Annotated in this window: 17 protein-coding genes; 1 reads left to right on the top strand and 16 read right to left on the bottom strand. The window is 43.1% G+C overall.

Going from position 1 to position 20699, the window contains the following annotated elements:
- From OI69_RS03285 to wecA, 12 genes are all read right to left on the bottom strand, one after another.
- Positions 1 to 996 carry a glycosyltransferase family 52 gene (locus OI69_RS03285; RefSeq protein WP_039346087.1) on the bottom strand — a complete coding sequence of 332 codons (996 nt, stop codon included), beginning with the start codon at positions 994 to 996 and terminating at the stop codon, positions 1 to 3.
- The gene (locus OI69_RS19030; protein WP_072034253.1) at positions 971 to 2200 is read right to left on the bottom strand and encodes an oligosaccharide flippase family protein; all 1230 of its coding nucleotides are present in this window, start codon (positions 2198 to 2200) and stop codon (positions 971 to 973) included. Before OI69_RS19030 ends, OI69_RS03285 begins: the two co-directional genes overlap by 26 nt.
- A 5-nt stretch (positions 2201 to 2205) precedes the next feature.
- Positions 2206 to 3255 carry a pseudaminic acid synthase gene (gene pseI / locus OI69_RS03295; RefSeq protein ID WP_200886895.1) on the bottom strand — a complete coding sequence of 350 codons (1050 nt, stop codon included), beginning with the start codon at positions 3253 to 3255 and terminating at the stop codon, positions 2206 to 2208.
- 3 nt (positions 3256 to 3258) lie between these two features.
- Positions 3259 to 3774 (bottom strand): UDP-4-amino-4,6-dideoxy-N-acetyl-beta-L-altrosamine N-acetyltransferase, encoded by a 516-nt coding sequence (pseH, locus tag OI69_RS03300; RefSeq protein ID WP_039346095.1) that lies wholly within the window; start codon positions 3772 to 3774, stop codon positions 3259 to 3261.
- 21 nt (positions 3775 to 3795) lie between these two features.
- Positions 3796 to 4878, bottom strand: coding sequence for a UDP-2,4-diacetamido-2,4,6-trideoxy-beta-L-altropyranose hydrolase (gene pseG, locus OI69_RS03305; protein ID WP_039346100.1), 1083 nt, complete (start codon positions 4876 to 4878; stop codon positions 3796 to 3798).
- Entirely contained in the window at positions 4871 to 5569 is a 699-nt protein-coding gene (gene pseF / locus OI69_RS03310) for a pseudaminic acid cytidylyltransferase (protein WP_039346101.1), read from the bottom strand. The genes pseG and pseF overlap by 8 nt, the downstream gene beginning before the upstream one ends.
- The gene (gene pseC / locus OI69_RS03315; RefSeq protein WP_039346102.1) at positions 5566 to 6729 is read right to left on the bottom strand and encodes a UDP-4-amino-4,6-dideoxy-N-acetyl-beta-L-altrosamine transaminase; all 1164 of its coding nucleotides are present in this window, start codon (positions 6727 to 6729) and stop codon (positions 5566 to 5568) included. The genes pseF and pseC overlap by 4 nt, the downstream gene beginning before the upstream one ends.
- A gap of 1 nt (position 6730) precedes the next feature.
- The gene (gene pseB, locus OI69_RS03320) at positions 6731 to 7729 is read right to left on the bottom strand and encodes a UDP-N-acetylglucosamine 4,6-dehydratase (inverting) (RefSeq protein WP_039346103.1); all 999 of its coding nucleotides are present in this window, start codon (positions 7727 to 7729) and stop codon (positions 6731 to 6733) included.
- 219 nt (positions 7730 to 7948) lie between these two features.
- Positions 7949 to 10129, bottom strand: a complete 2181-nt coding sequence (gene wzc, locus OI69_RS03325) for a tyrosine-protein kinase Wzc (RefSeq protein ID WP_039346104.1) — start codon at positions 10127 to 10129, stop codon at positions 7949 to 7951.
- Between the two features lie 15 nt (positions 10130 to 10144).
- A complete protein-coding gene (locus OI69_RS03330; protein ID WP_039346105.1) occupies positions 10145 to 10579 on the bottom strand; it encodes an arsenate reductase/protein-tyrosine-phosphatase family protein in 435 nt (144 codons plus the stop codon).
- Between the two features lie 8 nt (positions 10580 to 10587).
- Positions 10588 to 11724, bottom strand: coding sequence for a polysaccharide export protein (locus OI69_RS03335; RefSeq protein WP_039346106.1), 1137 nt, complete (start codon positions 11722 to 11724; stop codon positions 10588 to 10590).
- A 116-nt stretch (positions 11725 to 11840) separates the two neighbouring features.
- A complete protein-coding gene (gene wecA / locus OI69_RS03340) occupies positions 11841 to 12938 on the bottom strand; it encodes a UDP-N-acetylglucosamine--undecaprenyl-phosphate N-acetylglucosaminephosphotransferase (protein ID WP_052198293.1) in 1098 nt (365 codons plus the stop codon).
- 745 nt (positions 12939 to 13683) lie between these two features.
- Between wecA and OI69_RS03345 the strand changes: the two genes are divergently transcribed.
- Complete coding sequence (locus OI69_RS03345; protein ID WP_039346107.1) at positions 13684 to 15270, top strand: TerC family protein; 1587 nt, start codon at positions 13684 to 13686, stop codon at positions 15268 to 15270.
- Between the two features lie 304 nt (positions 15271 to 15574).
- On the opposite strand, the gene dcuC is transcribed toward OI69_RS03345, so the two are convergent.
- The 4 genes from dcuC to udk form a co-directional block, all read right to left on the bottom strand.
- Positions 15575 to 16927, bottom strand: a complete 1353-nt coding sequence (gene dcuC, locus OI69_RS03350; RefSeq protein WP_039346108.1) for an anaerobic C4-dicarboxylate transporter DcuC — start codon at positions 16925 to 16927, stop codon at positions 15575 to 15577.
- Positions 16928 to 17189: 262 nt separating this feature from the next.
- The gene (gene asmA, locus OI69_RS03355) at positions 17190 to 19025 is read right to left on the bottom strand and encodes an outer membrane assembly protein AsmA (RefSeq protein ID WP_039346109.1); all 1836 of its coding nucleotides are present in this window, start codon (positions 19023 to 19025) and stop codon (positions 17190 to 17192) included.
- 62 nt (positions 19026 to 19087) lie between these two features.
- A complete protein-coding gene (dcd, locus tag OI69_RS03360) occupies positions 19088 to 19669 on the bottom strand; it encodes a dCTP deaminase (RefSeq protein WP_039346111.1) in 582 nt (193 codons plus the stop codon).
- A gap of 109 nt (positions 19670 to 19778) precedes the next feature.
- Entirely contained in the window at positions 19779 to 20420 is a 642-nt protein-coding gene (udk, locus tag OI69_RS03365) for a uridine kinase (protein WP_039346264.1), read from the bottom strand.
- Between the last annotated feature and the right edge of the window lie 279 nt (positions 20421 to 20699).

Below are 20699 nucleotides of genomic sequence, written 5' to 3' on the forward strand. Positions count from 1 at the left end.
TTACCTTATTTTAATAGAATAAATATTCATTTTATCGAATAATTCGTACACATCAGAATACTGCTTCTTTATATCATCCGTATATAAATAACAAACACTCAATCGTTCAGTTAACGATAATTCATTAATATTCAACAGTGCACTGCTAATAATAGAATATATCTCATAGCTAGTATCTGTATTTTCAATGATTTCATTATATATATATTCTTCGAATATCATTGATGTATTTATGTAATTAACATTGTGGATTTTGTTTTTTTCTCTTGGGTGTGGAAAATAATATTCAATCCCCAGGCTTTTAATGTTTTTTATAATTATCTGTTCTTCAACCCCTAACTCATTAAATGGTTGACCAAGGAATATTTTCTTTATTTCCCGAACACCCTTTGTTTTATTTAAATCAGAATCAAATGGCCATATCGATAAAGGTATTAATTTTTCTTTTTTTACTATATTATCTAACCCATCGTATATAGTATAGTGTTTAAATATTTTTCCCTTCAGAGTTATCTGCTTTTCTTTTATTCCCATAATCCATCTAAGAATTTTATTTTGGATACTGTTTTTTTCATCACGAAAATATATGCTTTTTTTATTTACATTACCAATTCCGTCATCAAATGTGAATACTCTATTTACATTTATCATAGTACATAATTGACTAATGGTCATATCATTAATATTTGCAAAATAAACATCGTAAGAATTTTCATTACTAAAATTACATTTCAAAAAATTCTTTATTTTATAATGGTGTTTGAGTTTTTTTATTCTGGAAGATCCAAAGTCCATAGAGAAATAAAACATTTCAAATGCTAGTTTTTTTAGTCTATTAGCATAGTTAAGATATTTTTCATTACTATTAGCATGCAATACTATAATAATATTTTTTTCCGATGGTAATCTATTAGTTATTATTATTTTTTCGGCTATAATCATCTGCAGAGGTGTGCTACAAATGAACAGATTAAAATTCTTTATTCCCACCACCATATTTACCCCCATCGAAATAAATAAAAAAAAGCAATACTATTACAATACTAGCATTCGCAATAACAGTTGAATAAGGGATATATTTGATACCCAAGTGACTAAGTATATATAGTGAAAAAATGTATAATATACAAGAGAAGATAGAGCTATATGTTATAATATATTTTCTTCCATGATAAAAAAAGTAATTAATTAATATGAAATAAGGTATAGTAATGGACATTCCTAATAGGAATAAAGAAATAAAATATTTAGTACCTATATACGACTCACCTAAAAACCAAACTAACCATACTTCGGGTATCAATAAAGATATCAATACAGGTATGGGTATAATGAAAATAGAATATAGTGCTAACCTAATGATTTTATTTCTATTTAATTTACCGCTTCTTAATTTTTCATAATAGTACGGGACACATGCTTTGTTTAAAGCTAATAATAAAATAGAAAAAGAAGATGCTATTTGAAATGCAGCTGAGTATATTCCTAACTCAGCATTAGTAAATTGGTGATAGATTAACAAACGATCCAGTTGTCCTTTCAAAAAACCGCTAATTTGATGAAATACGAGGGGAAATCCAAAACTGAAAAAATATAAAAATGTCACCTTATATTTATAAAAAGTAAATTTGAATTTTAAATTATGATTTCTTCTATATATATATAAAGAAAACAAGACACAAGTAAAATTACTTAACAATAACGCTAAAAATCGTTTTTCCACAAGGGAAGAGTAAAAAAACGTCAATAAGCACAACGTCAATACTCCTGATGATATTGCTGAAAAAACTTGTAGTGTTATATATTGCTTAACTAATTTTTGACATTGTAAAATACTAAGTTGTGTACTGAATAAAGATTGGAATGATGATGTGATTACTAAGATAGCTAATATCGATGAATTAATAACCCAACATGCAATAAGCATGAATAAAGTTATAATGGTAGTATAAAAATAACCAATTAAAACAACTAAATTAATTGACCGTTTTCCATAAAAATAAAAATAACGTGATACTGATCCGTCCTGACTTAACCCGACAATGATAGCAAGTAGCGCTAAGATTGTTTGGTAATAAGACATATCTCCAAAGCCATCAGTACCTAAGCGTCGTGTTAAATATGGCAGTAGTAGAAAGGGAATACTTTTTGAAAATAACTCCCCACCTAAATAAAGAGCACTATCTTTCAGAATACGCATTTTGATTAGATATCTATTACAGATAAAGATGTTATTGTATTAGCCTCAATATCTGTTATCACCTTTTTACCAATCAACCAATCCCAATATTTTGGCGCTAGCCCAAAGCCGGGTCTTACGCTTCGAATACAGCTCTCATCAATAATCTGACCAGCTTTCATATCTTTAACAAAGTAAAGTGAACGCCTAAACTGCACATTTCCCTGCTCACTGGATTTTCGAGCATAATTAACACTACCCAGCGCTTGCCATGCAGTTTTGGCACCTTGGCACAGTTCTCTTAAACCGGCAGGTTCTAGTGAGAAACTATCATCAGGACCACCACCATTGCGATCCAACGTGAAATGCTTCTCAATAATTCTAGCCCCCAATACCACGCTTGCAATGGCTGTCGTATTATCCAATGTATGATCCGATAATCCAGTCAATACATTAAATCGTTGTGCCATGTCTGGAAGCGTTCTGAGGTTATAATCTTCTGCCGGTGCAGGATAACCACTTACGCAATGCAATACGGCAAGTTGCTTGCAACCATTAGCTCTTGCAGCATCAACAGCTTCCTGAATTTCTTCTGCATCAGCCATCCCCGTTGAGATAATCATAGGTTTGCCAGTTTGAGCGACATACTTTATCAAGGGTAAATCAACTGCTTCAAAAGACGCTATTTTATAAGCTGGAGCATCCAAGCTTTCTAATAAATCAACAGCACTAAAATCAAATGGTGAACTAAAGATAGTAATGTCTTGTGCCTTGGCAAATTCAAAAAGCGGCTTATGCCATTTCCATGGCATGTGTGCTTCCTGATATAAATCATACAACGTTCTGCCATGCCATAATCCACCGTTAATCGTAAATTCTGGCCCGGAAGCATTTAATGTAATAGTGTCAGCCGTATAGGTTTGTAACTTTACCGCATCTGCTCCAGCTTTCTTTGCCTCTTCAATAATTTTAAATGCCGTTTCTATTTTTCCATTATGGTTCGCTGACATTTCTGCAATAATAAAAGGTGGTTCATTTTCACCAATAATTCTTCCATCAATTTTAATATCTTTCATTATTCAATTCCTTATATACTCTTTTTTTAGCAAACCAAAAAGTAAAACATCATAAAATTGATTGTTTATTAAGCAGTGTCTCCGTAAACAGCCTTCTTTATTGAACCCTAGATTCTCATGAAATTTAATAGAACGAAAATTATACTCCAACACTTCACCAAACAATTTTTCAACGCCTATGGTATAAAATGCATATTGTATAGCGCACTCTCCTAAGTGCCGACCTATTCCTTTAGGGCTGTCTGGAGATGTATAAAAACCCCATTCCCATACATTTGCATTATTTAGCTTATTAAAATTAACAAGACCACATTCAATGCCATTATGTACGTAGATAAAAAAAAACCGATCAGTTTTTTTTAGCTGATTGAAAAGCCATTTTTTATGATCTTCTAATTCAATTTCATTCTGATTGAACATCCACCTTTTAATTTCAGGATGATTCCTCCATCGCCAAACAATTTCTGCATCACTTTCAGTTACAGGACGAAGCTCACTGAGCGAATCAATCTTCTTCATAAAAAACATTCCAAGAGTCAATCAAAAATGACTTATTACTCTTTCAACGCCAAAGCCATCAACCAAAACGCTTGCTTTTTGGCTCATATAAGAAAGACTTTCCGAGTTTAATGTAATTAAACATTCGCTAATTCGATCCCCATCTTTTTCTATCGCAGCAGCAGCACCTAGTTCAACCAAACTTTCAGCGATATTTTTTTGATTCTCCGCTAACACAATAAGGATCGTTGGTAATCCTAAACAGCAACGTTCCCAAGAAGTGCTGCCTGCAGCCCCGATGGCCAAATCTGAATTAGACATTAATTCAGCCATATTATCAACGCTATGTAATACTTGTGTTTCATAAGGCATTTGTGCAGATTTTTCGATAACCCGATTTAAGTGAGGTGCAGTTTTCCCCATAATAACAATAATATTTACTGTTTTATCTAAAGAGTCTACACTAGCTAATGCTGATAATATATTTTCTGTAATATTATCTTTATCCACTCCACCTAGATTAATTAGAATACTTCGGACGTTACAGATACCTTCTCGTTTTTTTAGACTAAATGTACGCCATACTTTAAACTCAGGACGTAAAAGAGCATATTGTGGCCCTATGAGCAACTGACAACATTCAGGAACTAAACCACGGTAGTCATTCGCAATTCGACCAACATTCTGGTCAATAAGAAGGTGAGTATAATGTGGTCTGTCTGCTAAATCATCGATCACGCAAATTTTTGCACCATATGTAGCAGCCTGCTTTTGCCAAATGTCGGACAATGCATAATGATCAATTACAATCCAGTCCGGTCGATAGTCTTCAATAACAATCCTGCTTTGCAAAAAATCCACTTCCTGGCTAACCGTTAGCCAGGCACTATGAGCGTAAATAGGTTCTTGAATACCTTTCTCAGAATTCGCTGGTGGCATATTCAGAAAAGAATAAGGGATATTATTCCTCTCTAAAACCCCACCCAAGTGCCCCGAAAGCTCACGACAAATAAAATAAACATCATGGCCTGAACGACGTAGTTCATTCGCTAATGTAATACAGCGCATTACATGGCCACTGCCGATATCTATAGATGCATCTGCGCGAAAAAGATATTTAGCCATGATTACTGTTTTGCCGTAATACTTGAAACATTAATTCAGCTCTATCCCAATCCTCTTGTGTATCAATATCCTGAACACGATGACGTGGAAGGACAACCGCGGTCGAGTCGCTATTGAAGATCGGTCTTTCTTCTTGCCATGCCTTTGGTTTCCCCCAATAAAACTGACCCGCGTCATGGAAAGCTTCTTCCAAATCCTGCGAACGCGTTTGAAACTCTGCTGGTTGAAACATACTGACACGACCGTTTGAACTTTTCTTTAGAGCACGCTGTATTGGAAAAGCATAACTTGTGACAGAAAAGACATAATCAGACTGTGTTTCTTTGAATTTCTGGTAACCATAGCGGATATCTTCAGCAGACAAAAAAGGCGCTGTTGCATAAATGCAACAAGCGTCCTGAACGACAGACTCCCGCTGTAGCCATGCAACTGCATGGCTCATTACCTGACCTGTCGTTGCGTAATCATTTGATAACTCATCAGGACGCATGAAGGGGACCTCTGCTCCATATTGACAAGCGATATCAGCAATTTCGTGGTCATCTGTTGAAACAATTATATTATCAAAACACTCTGAGGCCCTTGCTTGCTCAATTGACCAAACAATCATCGGCTTGCCGCAAAACAGCTTAATATTTTTGCGGGGAATGCGTTTACTGCCACCACGAGCAGGAATAATTGCTACTTTCATTGAGCTAATGCCTGACTTAAAACATCAACAACTCGTTGTTGATCATCTTCGGTTAATGATGGAAACATTGGCAGACTAATCGCTTCACGATAGTAACGCTCGGCTTCAGGAAAATCGCCTTGCCTGAAGCCCATATTCTGATAGTAAGGTTGAGTATGTACAGGGATATAGTGCAAGTTTACACCAATATCGTTCTTGCGCAGATAATCAAAAACCGATTTGTGCGTAGTCGTGATTGCATTAAGATTCAACCGAATAGCATATAGGTGTAAACCAGAATAGGCTTTATCTGTGTGGTATTTCGGAGTATACACAGGTAAGTTAGACAAAATTTTATCATATCGCTTTGCAATTTGATGGCGTTTAGCGACAAACTGATCCAAACGATCCATCTGTGATACGCCTAACGCAGCTTGCAGTTCTGTCATTCTATAATTGAAGCCTAAATCAATTTGCTGGTAGTACCACGATCCATCAGGTTCATGCGTCATTTTTTCAACATCACGAGTAATACCATGGCTGCGTAATAAAGCCATTTTGTCAGCTAATACACCATTGTTAGTTAGTGCCATCCCTCCTTCTGCAGTAGTAATAATTTTAACTGGATGGAAACTAAATACGGTAATATCGCTATATTGACATGAGCCTATTGGACGATCTAAATAGCGGCCACCAATCGCATGTGACGCATCCTCAATAATTTTGAAACCATATTTCTGTGCTAATTGATGGATTCTCTCTACATCACAAGACAATCCACATAAATGAACAGGAACAATTATTTTAGGCAGTCGTTGTTCTTTTTCAGCTATTACTAATTTCCACTCTAACTTATCAATATCAATATTATATGTTTCAGCGTTAATATCGATAAAATCGACCTGAGCTTCACAATACAAAGCACAGTTCGATGAAGCAACAAAGGTGATTGGTGTCGTCCATAGCCAATCACCTTTGCCAAGCCCTAAGGCAAGGCAAGCTATATGTAAGGCCGATGTTGCGCTATTCACTGCTAAGGCGTGTTTCACTTCACAATAATCTGCTACTCTTTTCTCAAAAGCAGGAACATAAGGACCTTGCGTTAGAAAATCCGACTTCAAAACAGAGATAACCTCATCAATATCTGCCTGATTAATATCCTGTCTGCCGTAGGGAATCATATTAAATACTCCCGATTTTATGCAGATTCTGCTTAACCCAAACTTGCAAGTCAGCCTTGTTCATCCATTCAGTGTTGTTATCACTGGAATAAACAAAGCCTTCAGGCACTCGCTTCCCATCTTTAATACGCTCGGGAGATTCACTCCAAGCATTAATCACAGGTAATATTTTAAAATGTTCTGTGTACTCATAGGTGTAATACGCATCTTCTGCACTAATCATCTGTTCATGCAGCTTTTCACCAGGGCGAATACCAATGATCTCTTGCTTAGCTTCTGGTGCAATAGTTGAAGCGAGATCGGTTACTTTCATTGACGGTATTTTCTTCACATAAATTTCACCACCGACCATATCTTCAAAGGCATGCCATACAAGCTCAACACCTTGCTCTAACGAAATCATAAAACGAGTCATACGATCGTCAGTTATAGGTAAAATGCCTGTGTCCTTGATAGACATAAAGAATGGGATGACAGAACCTCTGGAACCCATGACGTTACCATAGCGAACAACAGAAAATTTCGTACCGTGCTCACCGGAATACGCATTACCAGCCACAAATAATTTATCTGATGCTAATTTAGTTGCACCATATAAGTTGATTGGGCTACTTGCTTTGTCAGTTGACAGCGCGACTACACGTTTAACACCTTTATCAATGCAAGCATCGATTAGATTCATTGCTCCCATTACATTTGTTTTTACGCATTCAAAGGGATTATATTCCGCAGTAGGAACAATTTTAGTTGCTGCAGCATGCACAACATAGTCAACCCCATCCAAAGCACGATAGAGACGATCCTTATCCCGAACATCACCAATAAAAAAGCGAATACGAGGATCATCTTTATACTTTTTTGCCATATCCCATTGTTTCATTTCATCACGAGAAAAAATGATAATTTTTTTAGGATTATATTTTTCCAATGTCATTGGAACAAAAGTATTACCGAATGATCCTGTACCACCGGTTACAAGAATTGTTTTATCTTTTAACATTTTTACATTTCACTATTAATAATTAGTTAAATAAAGAGGGAGGGTGTTCTATATCAAGAGTATATTACGCCATCACATAGCAATATATAGAATAGACGTTAGTTAATTTATGATTTGATATTATCACAATATAATTCCATATTGCCTGAATAATTAAAAAATAAAATTAAACAGCGACTGATTTAGAGAGAACAATCGCTGTTATTTCATGAAAGTGTATTATTTTCCCTTATCATCTGACTTATAATCATAAGTATAATAATGATAATTACCATACCCATAATAACTAGCAGCTCGCTTAACAATTGCGTTAAGGATTACACCTTTAACTTCTGCACCATTCTGTTCAAAGCGTCGAATACTGACTTCAATTTCTTTTACCGTATTCATCTCAAAACGCGCAACTAGCAAAGATGTTCCGGCGTGGCGGCTAATGATGGCAGCATCGGTCACGGCAAGAATCGGTGGCGTATCTAACAACACCAGATCATAGTGTTCCCCAGCCCATTTCAAAAACTCAATAAAACGACTGTGCATTAATAATTCAGAAGGGTTCGGTGGAACCTGACCGCGAGGAATAAAGTCCATATTTTCCACTGCGGTTTTGCGCACACTTTTTTCTGTACCACACTGACCAGATAAAATATCCGATAAACCATCAGTGCCATGGGTTCCCATCAATTCATGGGCATATCCTTTACGCATATCACAGTCAACAATCAATACACGCTGTCCTGATTGCGCAATAACCGCACCCAGGTTAGCACTGACGAACGTCTTACCTATCGCCGGGCTGGCTCCAGATATCATGAGCACATTGTTTTTTGCTTCCATCATGGCGAAGTGGAGACTGGTGCGTAGGCTTCTAATGGCTTCAATCGCTAGGTCTGCTGGATTGCCTACAGCCAACAAATCCGTTGCACGAATATTACTTTTCTTATTCTTTTTACCCAACAATGCTCGGTCTTTCTTCTGTTGCCATTCAGAAAGAGGCACGCTGGCATAGACGTTTATTCCCAACTCTTCCAACTGTTCCGGACTTTCTATACCTTTGTGTAACAACGTTTTCAACACCACAAAAGCCGTTGATACCATCCCACCCAGAATCATTGCCAGTAGTACAATCAATGACTTTTTCGGTTTTACTGGCCTTGGCTGAATCACTGCATTGTCAACAATTCGGACGTTACCGACCGTACTGGCTTTGTTAATACTGAGCTCCTGCTGTTTGTTCAGCAGTTGCATATACACTTCCTGCCCAGCCTGCACATCCCGTGTTAAGCGCAGAATCTCCTGCTGGGTTTTTGGCATTGCCCCCACACGTTTATTGAGCTTATCCCGCTCCTGTTCCAGCGTTTTACGCTTTTCCATTAACGCACGATAGGCAGGGTGTTCACGGGTATACAGTTTCGAAATTTCCGCTTCTTTAAAGGTCAGTTCATTCAACTGCGCTTCAACCGCAACTGTAGTATCCAATACAGCTTTCGCTTCTAAGGAAAGATCGACGGACTCGTTTTGTTGCCGGAATTGATTAAGTTTATTTTCCGCTTCATTGAGGGAATTACGTACATTCGGCAATTGCTCTTTTAAGAACTCTAAGCTCTTGCCTGCTTCTTCAGACTTACGTTCAACGTTCTGTTGCAGATAATTTTGGCTGATGCTACTTAATATTTTAGTAGTAAGCACCGGATCTTCACCCTCCAGACTCAGTGCCAGCACTCCCGTATCTTTGCCTTTATCTGCTACGCTGAAATCATCCAGTAAATTATTAATCGCAGTTAATTGATTCAGCCTTTGAATACGAAAGATAGTGCCCGGTTCAGCAACAATATCACTGACTAATAAAGTAATACCATTATGATTCTCTAGCTGACCGACTCTCCCAGTGAACTTCACAGAATCACCCGCTTCGACGGCATATTCTTGATTAGGTAACACTTCGAGTGATAATACTTCATCTTGCCAGGACGCCGGTACATCAAGCCGGGATGCAGCGATCTTTCCCGGCTCATTGCCCGATAATCGCGCAATGCCTTTACCCACTAGCGGGAAATATTTTTGCTGAACACTGATATCCAATGCCAGATCGCTCACCGTTTTTCCGACCACCATACGGGATTTGATCAGTTCAATTTCCGCTGCTGATTGCGGTTTGGCATCTGGCAACATGCTGGAAATATCATTTAATAGCGAATTACCTGAGCTTTGCTCTACCTGAATCAGCGCATCGGCTTTATAAACCGGCGTGGCTAACATCGCATACATAATACCCAGTAAGGTAAACACCGCCGTCACACCAATGATCAACCAGCGGTTATCCAGCAATGTTCCTAATAAACGTCCTAAATCGATCTCATCTGAACTGGTTTCAGATACTTTTACTGAAGTTTTCTCTGTCATCGGATTCTCTGACGATTAACGATTCAACGCCTGCGCCCATTTTTGCGCAGACTGCTCAAGTTGTGAGTAAACGAATTCAAATGCTTCGCGGCTCTTACGATAGGGATCGGCAATTTCCTGCTGATTCAGCCAGTGACCAAATAGCATGGTTTTACCTCGCACCTCTGGCGCGATACGACTTACTCCGTCAATATGCCCCTTCTCCATCACCAGAATCAGATCGTACTGGCGGCATAAAGCTGAGGTTAACTGTTGTGCCTCATGCCCTTCAAGAGAAAGATGATGCTCACTTGCCACCTCAGTTGCCATTCCATCGGCGGGCTTTCCTACTAAAGCCCCTAATCCAGCAGAAGCGATTTTTTTCGTTGGCAAAGCCCGCTTCAACAGTCGTTCTCCAGTTGGAGAACGACAGATATTACCCACACAAACCACCAAAATTGAATCAAACATAACGATCTCTATGGCCAGTTACGAACACGCAACGTTCCTTCGGTTAATTCGTTAAAACCGGAAATGGTCGGAACCAGTTGGCCGATGACACGATTCCAGCGAACAATCGGTGCAGTAGTAACATAAACAATGTCATAAGGTTGTAGCTGAAACTCTGTTCCCATCACCATCGCCGTGGCATCTTTGGCATTAAGCTGATAGATGTCTGCCAGTTTCGGGCCTTGCGTGCCACGTAATGAACGGATTACAAAGATCCCTGTGGCATCAGAAAAGGTTTGATCCATTCCTTCAGCATTGCCTAACGCTTCGGTCAGCGTCATGCCACTGCGATCCATTTTGAGGGTACTTTGTTTTTTGACCTCCCCCATAACGAAGACTTTCAGATCGTCATTACGTGGAATATAGAGGATATCACCGGGGTAAAGCAGATGGTTTTGTGAAAGGTCGCCGTTTTGCATCAGCGCCTGAAGAGAGAGGCGTTGTTCTTTGCCATTGTGGGTCAACACAATATTACGCCAGTCAGCATTTTCCGTTAGCCCCCCCGCTTTGTTGATGGCATCCAACACCGTCAGAGGTACGTTGGTGATTGGCTGCTGCCCAGATGCCGCCACTTCACCCGTTACATAGGCTTTCTGTGAACGGAAGGCTGCAATACTGACATCAACCTGTGGAGACTCAATGTATTGCGCTAAGCGCCCCATAATCTGATCGCGCACTTCAGTGACCGTTTTGCCTGCAACGCTAACCTTTCCGATGTAGGGATAAAAAATCGTACCATCGGAATGCACCCAGTTGCCCGTATCTGCCGCAGTACGGTATGTCCCTGCTGGAGTTGTCAATTCGGGATGATCCCACACAGTCACCATGATGACATCACCAATGCCGATGCGATATTCATAACCCTGCAATTCTTTCTCCAAAGCAGGGTTAGTTTGCGCTACCAGCGGCCTAGAGCGCATTTTTTCGACCAAATAAGGCGTTAACGGATAAACGTTGACAAGCTTGTCAATATTGAAATCTGCATCTTGCTGCTCGACCACATTTTTACCGCTAGTAGAAAGGTGGGAACCAGGAACCAAAGTACAGCCACTAAGCAGCGCTACCGACACCATCAAGGGCATCAATTTTCGTTTGTGCTTTATCATCCTATCTATGCCATCGCTCTTGATTGAATATTGCGCAAATCCCTACAAAATAGCCTACATTATAGAGAATAAATTATTAGATTAACTCATGGTCTACGGTTTAAAACACTCGCAATTTACCTTTTTAACGGTGTAGTACCACTTTTATCGACACCCGTTACACCAGTACTCGGCTCTCTCGTTGTCCGACGAAACCATGTCAACACACGCCATATCCGGCTAATCATCCAGAAATAACCGCAAAAGACCATAAGAAAAACGCTAAACATAATAGACTCAGCGATGCCAATACGCTCGCCCAAAATACCTATAGCGGAAAATATTATCGCAACAAGAAGAATAATCACCAATGCCTGATGCGGTGTCAGACCCGCACGCATTAAGATATGGTGCAAATGCTCTCGATCGGGCTTAAACGGACTATCGCCACGACGAATGCGACGGGTCATAATTGTCACCATATCCATGAGTGGAACCGCGATCAACCAGAGTGCCGTAACCGGATGAATCACCGGATTTTCACCCTGTGTCGCCAGAACCAGTAGCCATATAACCGTAAAACCGATCAATGTACTACCCGCGTCACCCATGAATACCTTGAATTTATTCCCCCACAATACACCTAGATTAAGGAGGATGTAAGGCAACGTTGCAGCCACTAGGCAAGCGCTCCAAAGCGCTAATTCATTATGACCGCCAAAGTAGAACACCATAGCAAGCGCACCAAACGTCACACAGGATAGCGCCCCCAGCAAGCCGTCAATACCGTCAACCATATTGAAAGCGTTAATCGCTCCCCATACAGCAAACAATGTCACCGTGTAGCCAAAAATACCAAGAGAAAGTTCGTACCCGAAAAGAACATGTCCCAATGTCTCTAAATACAGACCTGCGAACATCATTAACCCAGCAACAACAGCTTGTAACCCTACCCGGGGTAATACAGGGAGATCAAAACGATCATCCAGCACACCAACGATCAAAAGCACGGTGGCACAAATCATATAAAGAAAAAAATCAGGTAACCAATTGGGTTGCAGGGCATACAAAATCCATAACGCAAGATAGATCGAAACCCCACCAACAAGCGGTATATGGCCTTGATGCTTTTTGCGTACATTGGGTTTATCGACCAAACCTACTTTGATTGCCACTGTTCTTGCCAAGAACAGTGCAGCAAAAGCGCTTAGGAATATCACTATGGGTTCTTGCATTTTTTACACCATCATTATCGTTGAATGATGCGACATCAGACACGCTACCGCCCTTGGCTTATAGCTACCAATGCACTATCAAATGACGACCCCTGTTCTGTCGTTTAAATTTTAACAACATAACTGCCGGATTTATTACGATTTTTTTGTTTTAAGGGCAGAATAAATCATAAATCTAACACCTTTGTGACAACAGAGGGGCATAGCCGCTGACACATCTGGCATTCCAGACTCCCGGCAAGAAAGGCAAAACTAAACATAGCTTAAACGCTTAACATAATATTGACCACTCAGACGGGAACACAAGGACAAGATGGTCGGTGAGGTTTTTTTAAGAATAAGACTATGAACATCCACTATCGCGAAACCTCCATAAGGTAAATAGGAAAAATCGACTAAAAAAGAGGTTCTGTCGATTTCCGTCGTAACCCCCGTATAAAACATACGATTATATGGAGGAGTAACAACGGCGCATTATTCTATGCTCGGAAACATAGCGTGATCAAATGTTACAACCTAAATCCCTTTTATATAGAATAAAATTTTATTTAGGGTCGACAATCTGATTTTTCAACATCATTTGTGCATAATTAGAATCATTTATGTATAAAAAACGAACACAAATACGTCATAGTTCTATCACCAGCCGTCCGGCGTTAAAGATTATCCCTGCAAATTCTGGTTCATCTGTGTCTGCCCTGATACGCTATCAGGGTTATATTCATTTAAAGGTGAAAAAAGAGATATGGAGTGGATCGCTGATCCAACGATATGGGCCGGGTTGGCCACATTGGTTGTCCTGGAACTGGTTCTAGGCATTGATAACCTTATCTTCATTGCCATTTTGGCTGAAAAACTCCCAAAAGAACAACGAGATAAAGCCAGAGTTGTTGGTCTGTTACTTGCATTGGTTATGCGGCTGGGCCTGCTGACATCCATTTCGTGGCTGGTGTCTTTGACTACCCCACTCTTTACATTCCTCGAGCACACATTCAGCGCTCGTGATGTCATCATGCTGGTTGGTGGGCTGTTTCTACTCTTTAAAGCCACCATGGAGCTCAACGAGCGCCTCGAAGGAAAAGACGAAGATCAGCACGCTCAGCGTAAAGGTGCCCGTTTCTGGCCCGTTGTTGCACAGATCGTGGTACTAGACGCCATATTCTCACTGGACTCCGTGATCACCGCCGTCGGCATGACCGATCATCTGCTGGTCATGATGTCTGCCGTGACCATCGCCATCTTCCTGATGCTGCTAGCCAGCAAACCGCTGACTCGTTTTGTCGCAGAGCACCCGACCATCGTTATCCTGTGTCTCAGCTTCCTGCTGATGATTGGTTTCAGCCTGGTGGCGGATGCATTTGGCTATCACATTCCCAAAGGTTATCTCTACGCCGCGATAGGTTTCTCGGTGCTGATTGAGATGTTGAATCAGGTTTCCCTGTTCAACCGCCGACGTTTCCTTTCTTCTTCGGTGCCGCTACGCCAGCGTACCGCAGAGGTGGTTTTACGTATTCTGCGTGGCAACCACGAAGAGGCGGAGCTAGACAATCAAACCTCATCGATGATTGCAGACAATACCCGAGCAGGTCAGGAAGTCTTTAACCTTCAGGAACGCCGGATGATAAAACGGGTATTGGGGCTGGCACAGCGAACCATTAGCAGCATCATGACATCGCGGCATGATATCGATTCGGTTGAGTTGGATATTACGCAAGATGCGCTCGCAAAGCTATTAACGAGCAACCAGCATTCCCGACTGGTGGTTACCGACAGTAAAACTTCTGACGAGCCGCTGGGTATCGTGCATGTTGCGGATTTACTCCAGCAGCAGCTAAATCGTGAGCCGTTTAACCTGCGTATTCTGATTCGTCAGCCGTTGGTCTTCCCTGAGCAACTTTCTCTTTTGCAAGCTTTAGAGCAATTCAGAGAAGGGAGAACGCATTTTGCGTTTGTCGTTGATGAATTTGGTTCCATGGAAGGGATTGTCACATTAAGCGACGTGATGGAAACCATTGCGGGCAACTTGCCGCGCGAAGGGGAAGAACGGGATGCACGCCATAGCATCCAGCAAAATGATGACGGCAGTTGGATCGTCAATGGCTATATTCCGCTGGAAGACCTGACAATGTATGTCCCGCTGACGCTGGATGAAAAACGCGAATACTATACGTTGGCGGGGTTGTTAATGGAGCACGCGCAGCGGGTTCCACAGGTGGGCGATACGTTATCCATCGATGGCTATCGGTTTACTATTCTGGCGGTGGAAAGCCATCGTATCGTGGAGGTTCGCATCACGCCGAACAACGAGCCACAGACTGATTTTGAAGTGTGATGAACTAGGGGACTCTGGGGGATAATGTATCTATTCCCCGACTGGCAATACATTGATGTTCGAGCAATCCTGTCAGACAATAAGAAAATCGTAGGAACGGCAAGCTGCTTTATGATGCGGAAACCGCAGCGGGGGAATTTGAAATGACGACACTTTCAATGTACCAGCATCTGCAAAAAGAGCGTGCGGATATCATTCGTAGCTTTAATCAGGACCTAAAAGCATGACAGATATTTTGCTCAACAAAAGCAGCACCTTTAGAGTACATAGCTCAAAGGTGCTGCTGTTTATCTAATTTCTGCTATCAGGCAGGCACCATAATCTCAGTAGCCACCACCACGACAATCAGCCCGACCAAAACGGGGATCGATGTGCGTTTTACTACTTCGAACGGCGATATTTTCGCCATCCCGGCAACGGCAACGACTACGCCGGATACCGGAGAAATGGTACGGCCCAAATTGGAAGCTTGAAGCATCGGGATCGCCAGATAGGCAGGATTGATACCCATTTGCGACGCCAGTTTGGGGATCAGTTCAACAAACGCATAGAATGGCGCATTGCCCGAACCGGTTGTCATTGCAGCCAACATCGTAATGACGACCAGCACCAGCATAATCACCAACCCGCCGCTGCCAAATGACTGCGCAAGGCCAATCAGGCCACTGATAAAACCAATAGTACCAAGTCCCTGAGCAAAGACGCCAGCCGCGACCAGCAGAATGACAACGCTAGAGAAGGCATCGGCCATCCCACGATAAGCCACATCCAGCCCGTCAAACACCTTTTGCGCATTAAATGAACGAACAAACTCCAGTACCGCAGCCAGTACCATACAGATCACCAGTACGGTGATAATGTGAAGCTCCGGTCCCCATTTGCCGTCAAAGACCAGCACACCAATGATCGGCGTAAACGGCAGAATGGCGTAGAAACGCGGGGCGTCCGTCTTAATCTCGCTGACGTCCAGAATCTCATGGCTGACATTCGCTTTATTATCCAGATAGCGCTGCCAGAAGAAATGCGCGACGGCCATACACACAATCGCCATGATGGAGATTGGCAGTGTGGCCTTAAAGGCAAAATCTACAAGTTTCATCTGCGATGCCTGTGCAGCAAGTACGACATCGCCCGAGGTCGGCGACAGGATCAGCGCCACAGGGGAAGCACAGATTGCAGCAGCGGCTCCACGACTAATCCCCACATTCACCATAACCGGGAACAACGTTGCCATCAGCAACACCCCCAGCCCGGTAGCCGATGACACCGCCAGCGACATGAGGCAAGCGACAAAATAGGCTGCAATCATCAATAAATAAGGCGAATTGATCATTTTCAGCGGGCGGGAAACCAGCTTGACGACCACATCATTGGCACCGATGTGCGTCATATAAGCGGCAAATCCACACAGCACCATAATCATCATGCCGAGATCGCCACCGCGGCTCATCAGCAAAATTTTTACGTATTCAACAATATCCGTTGCGCTCCAGCCTGTCGCTTTCGCACTAGCGGGCAAGACATTTTTCCCCAGCATGGCACTGATTGCCAATAGTAACAGGCCCCCAACCAGCAACACGCCAGTCGCGGAATACCCTTTTATAATGTAGCGACCGACCAGAATCGTTACAGCAACACCAATCAAAAGTTCGAGCATAGTGGGTTCGATACCTGAGTAATAAATGATCTAACAGAAAATTCCCCGGCAGCGGAATAACACCGTACCGAAAATAGGGAGCGAAGTTTACTGCTTTAGAAAATAAAAAAAGAGGAAAATATTAACATTCAGAGTTAAAAAAGAGACACCGAGCACAAAGCAAAGCGAGAGGAGGATGACAAACTAAGAAAAAACGTTAGTGAGGCACCACCGATTTGCTGACAGGGATCAGCAAATCGACTAAAGCGCAATGTTTCAGATATTAAAGACGGTCAAGGAGTTGCTTGAGGTCTTTGCCCTTCTGATTTTGCTGATTTTGATTAGCCCAGTCATTCAGGCGTTTCTTCAGTTCGTCCTGTAGACGTTTACGCAGCAGTTGATCTACCTGCAATTGGTAATTCAATTTATCCCACTCGCCGTAGATGCGTAACGGGATCGCCGTATTCTTCAAGACACTGACCAGTTGCTCATCGCCCTGCCACCCTTGCGTGATAGAGACATTCAAATTGACATCACACGTTTGTGCGGGCAAATCGAATTGGCCGACACCGTTTAGCGACAGCAACGCTGAACGACCAACGAGATCGGTAAGACGCAGCTTACCCGCGTTCAGTTGAACTTTCCCGGCCAACTGTTGCAGCTCGGTATAGCGCTCGTAGCGCTCTTGTCCTCGCACATTTCCATTGCTACGCGCGACGGCCATCTGCACCATTTGCTGAATATTCAAACCCTGTATACGGACATTGTTGGCTTGCAGCGCAGCCGTTCCCTGCCACTGTTCGAGCAACGCAGGTAGCGTAAAACTGTTGCCGCTGAACTGTCCTGTCATCGACAATTTCCCACTGGCCATCTCGGCGGGTAGCGCAAATGCAGACATCAACTGGGATAACTCAATCTCCTTGAGATCTGGCCGTAGCGTGATATTAGTCGATGCCTTCGTCACAACTTTACCGGGCAATGAGAAATGCCCACCACCCAGTTCACCACTCAAGGTCGTCACATCCAGCAGCCCTGGCTGATTGTCTGCCCGCAGCATAAATTGGCGAACATCAAGTCCACGGTAGATCATCGTCGCGGCCTGTAGCGACAGACGCCCCGTGAATTGCTGCAAACTATCCTCTGGCCTGGTTATCCCATTATCATTTGAAATAACGGGGGCAGATGATTTAGCCGCCACTACCGAGGCATTACTCTCCTTCACCGACGCGATCCCCAGCAGAGAATCTAAATCCAGCTTCTCAGACAACAAATCCAATTCATAGTGTGGGATATCCCCCAGCGCCACGCTGCCCGCCCCCGACAGTTGGCTATTATTGGTATTAAGTGAAAGCTGGCTAAACGTGATTTTTTCAGGCTGCTGCTGATAGCTCGCCTGAACACTCCCCGTTCCAGTGATTCCGCTCGCCGGTATTCCTGCGCCCTGAAGCTGGTAGTCCAGTTTGGTGATATTGGCATTAACCTGCTGCGGGAAATGCAGCAGATCGACATCAGCAGCAAGAGAAAAGGCGATATCTCGCTGATCGCGACTGATGCGGCTCGATAATTCGATGTTGATCTGACGCTCGCGGCTCTGCTCCATCGCCAGATTAATATCGCGAACATTAATCTGTTCATTATTACTGCGTTGCAGAATCAACAAGCTATCAGCAACTTTTATCTTATCGATATCCAGTCGCCAGCGCCGTTCTTCGGATGGAGTCTGCGATCCTCCAGGGGCAATGGGTGCATTGTTGGCCTGTTTGGCCTCGCTTTCAGGCGTCAGGCGAATAATCGCGCCTTTTAGCATCACCTGTTTAACCGCCAGCTTATGCGACAGCAGCGGCCACAGTTGCACATCAAGACGCATATTCTCAGCGCTGACAATAGGAGTGCTGGAACCCGGCGCACTTAACGACATCTCACCAGAGAGTATGCTTAGCTGCGGCCACACATGCCAACGCAGATCGCCATCCAATTGCAAACGATAGCCGCTACGCTCCTCAACTTGCTTCACCATGTAGGCGCGGAAGTCATTGGGATTAACCAGTATGACCAAAGCTGTCATTCCTGCCACCAGCACCACAAGCAGAATTGCCAGCGTCGTCAGAAATCTTCTCATGCCATCCTCATTGCGAAACGCACGGCCACCTGCTTTTATCTTACAGGCCTGTCGCCAGACGATCAGTCTTTGTCGATCCGGCTCGCTACCGCACCTTGTTGATCTTTATATTTGGCATCCTGACGGCGGTTGTACGGACGAGCAGCCGGCCCGGAAAGCGGTTCAAAACTCAGAGCGCCAATCATCATGCCGGGACGCAACGCCAGCGGCAACTTACCTGAATTATAGAACTCCAACACAATTCTTCCTTGCCAGCCTGGATCGATGCGGTGTGCGGTCACATGAACCATCAATCCCAGACGAGCCAATGAGGAACGACCATCCAGCCAGCCCACCAAATTATCCGGCAGTGTGACAGACTCAAACGTCACTGCTAGCGCTAATTCTCCCGGATGAAGGAAAAACGCCTCACCTTCCGGCAAATTAATTTCATCACTCATGACGCGATCCAGCGCCGCGCTGACTTCATCTTTCGGGCCACTTAAGTCAATGAAAGCCGCCGTGTGCCCGCGGAAAACGCGAAACTGATTTCCCAAACGAACATCAACGGTCGCGCCACTGATCCTCTCGGCAGGTGGACGGGGCGTAATCACCAGGCGGCCATCATCCAGCCAGGCTTCAATGTCACGGTCACACAGTCTCATCTTATTCTCCATTCGACACTGGTATCTATCAGATAAACCTCATCCATACCCGTCATGCTTCACGTTGCCTCCGCGTTAGCGAGGTAATGCGGATTATTTAGGGCATTTACTACTCAAAAAATTGGCTTATCTTGGCTTTCAGAATATCAATCGCAATCCGGTTTTTCCCTCCGCGCGGCACGATAATATCGGCATACTGCTTAGAAGGTTCGATGAATTGCAGGAACATCGGGCGTACCGTCTTCTGATATTGTTCCATCACGGAGTCCATTGAGCGACCGCGCTCATTAACGTCGCGACGCATACGGCGCAGCAGGCAAATATCCAGTGGCGTATCGACAAAGATAGAGAAGTTCATCTCATTACGCAGACGTGCATCCGTTAACAGCAAGATACCTTCCAGGATAATGACTTTTTTCAGCTCGATATGCACCGTTTCCTGCTTGCGGGTATGCTCGACATAGCTATATTGCGGAACTTCAATCGCCTGCCCCGCTTTCAGCATTTGTAAATGTTTCAGCAACAAGCTGTGATCCATTGAGCTAGGATGGTCATAATTCGTTTTTACCCGCTCTTCCATGGTCAGATGGCTTTGATCTTTATAATAACTGTCCTCAGATATCACCCCGATATGCTGATCACCAACCTGATCGCGTAACTCACGATACAAGGTGCTGGAAATAAGACTTTTACCCGAAGCCGACGCTCCTGAGATCCCGATGATGACACACTGGTGAGACTGATCAGTCATGGTATTAACGACCTGATTAATATAAATAAAAGAGAGGAAAGTACGCCAAGGGACGCGTTGACGCGGCAATTATAGGGAGTTCCCCCCCTTCATGCCACCCTTTCCGCGCATTGCACCAGGAGAAACAAGGCACTAACGCATTCAACAAGCCAGAACCATGTCCTAATGCCGATCGTTTAAAGATCGAGATGCCGGGGCGACCACGGTGCGAGGTATCCCTGCGGGAACCTCATCACCGTGTTTCCCCCTACATTCACACTACGTGAACAGTATTAGGAA

Source organism: Pectobacterium fontis (assembly GCF_000803215.1).
Taxonomy (GTDB): Bacteria; Pseudomonadota; Gammaproteobacteria; order Enterobacterales; family Enterobacteriaceae; genus Pectobacterium; species Pectobacterium fontis.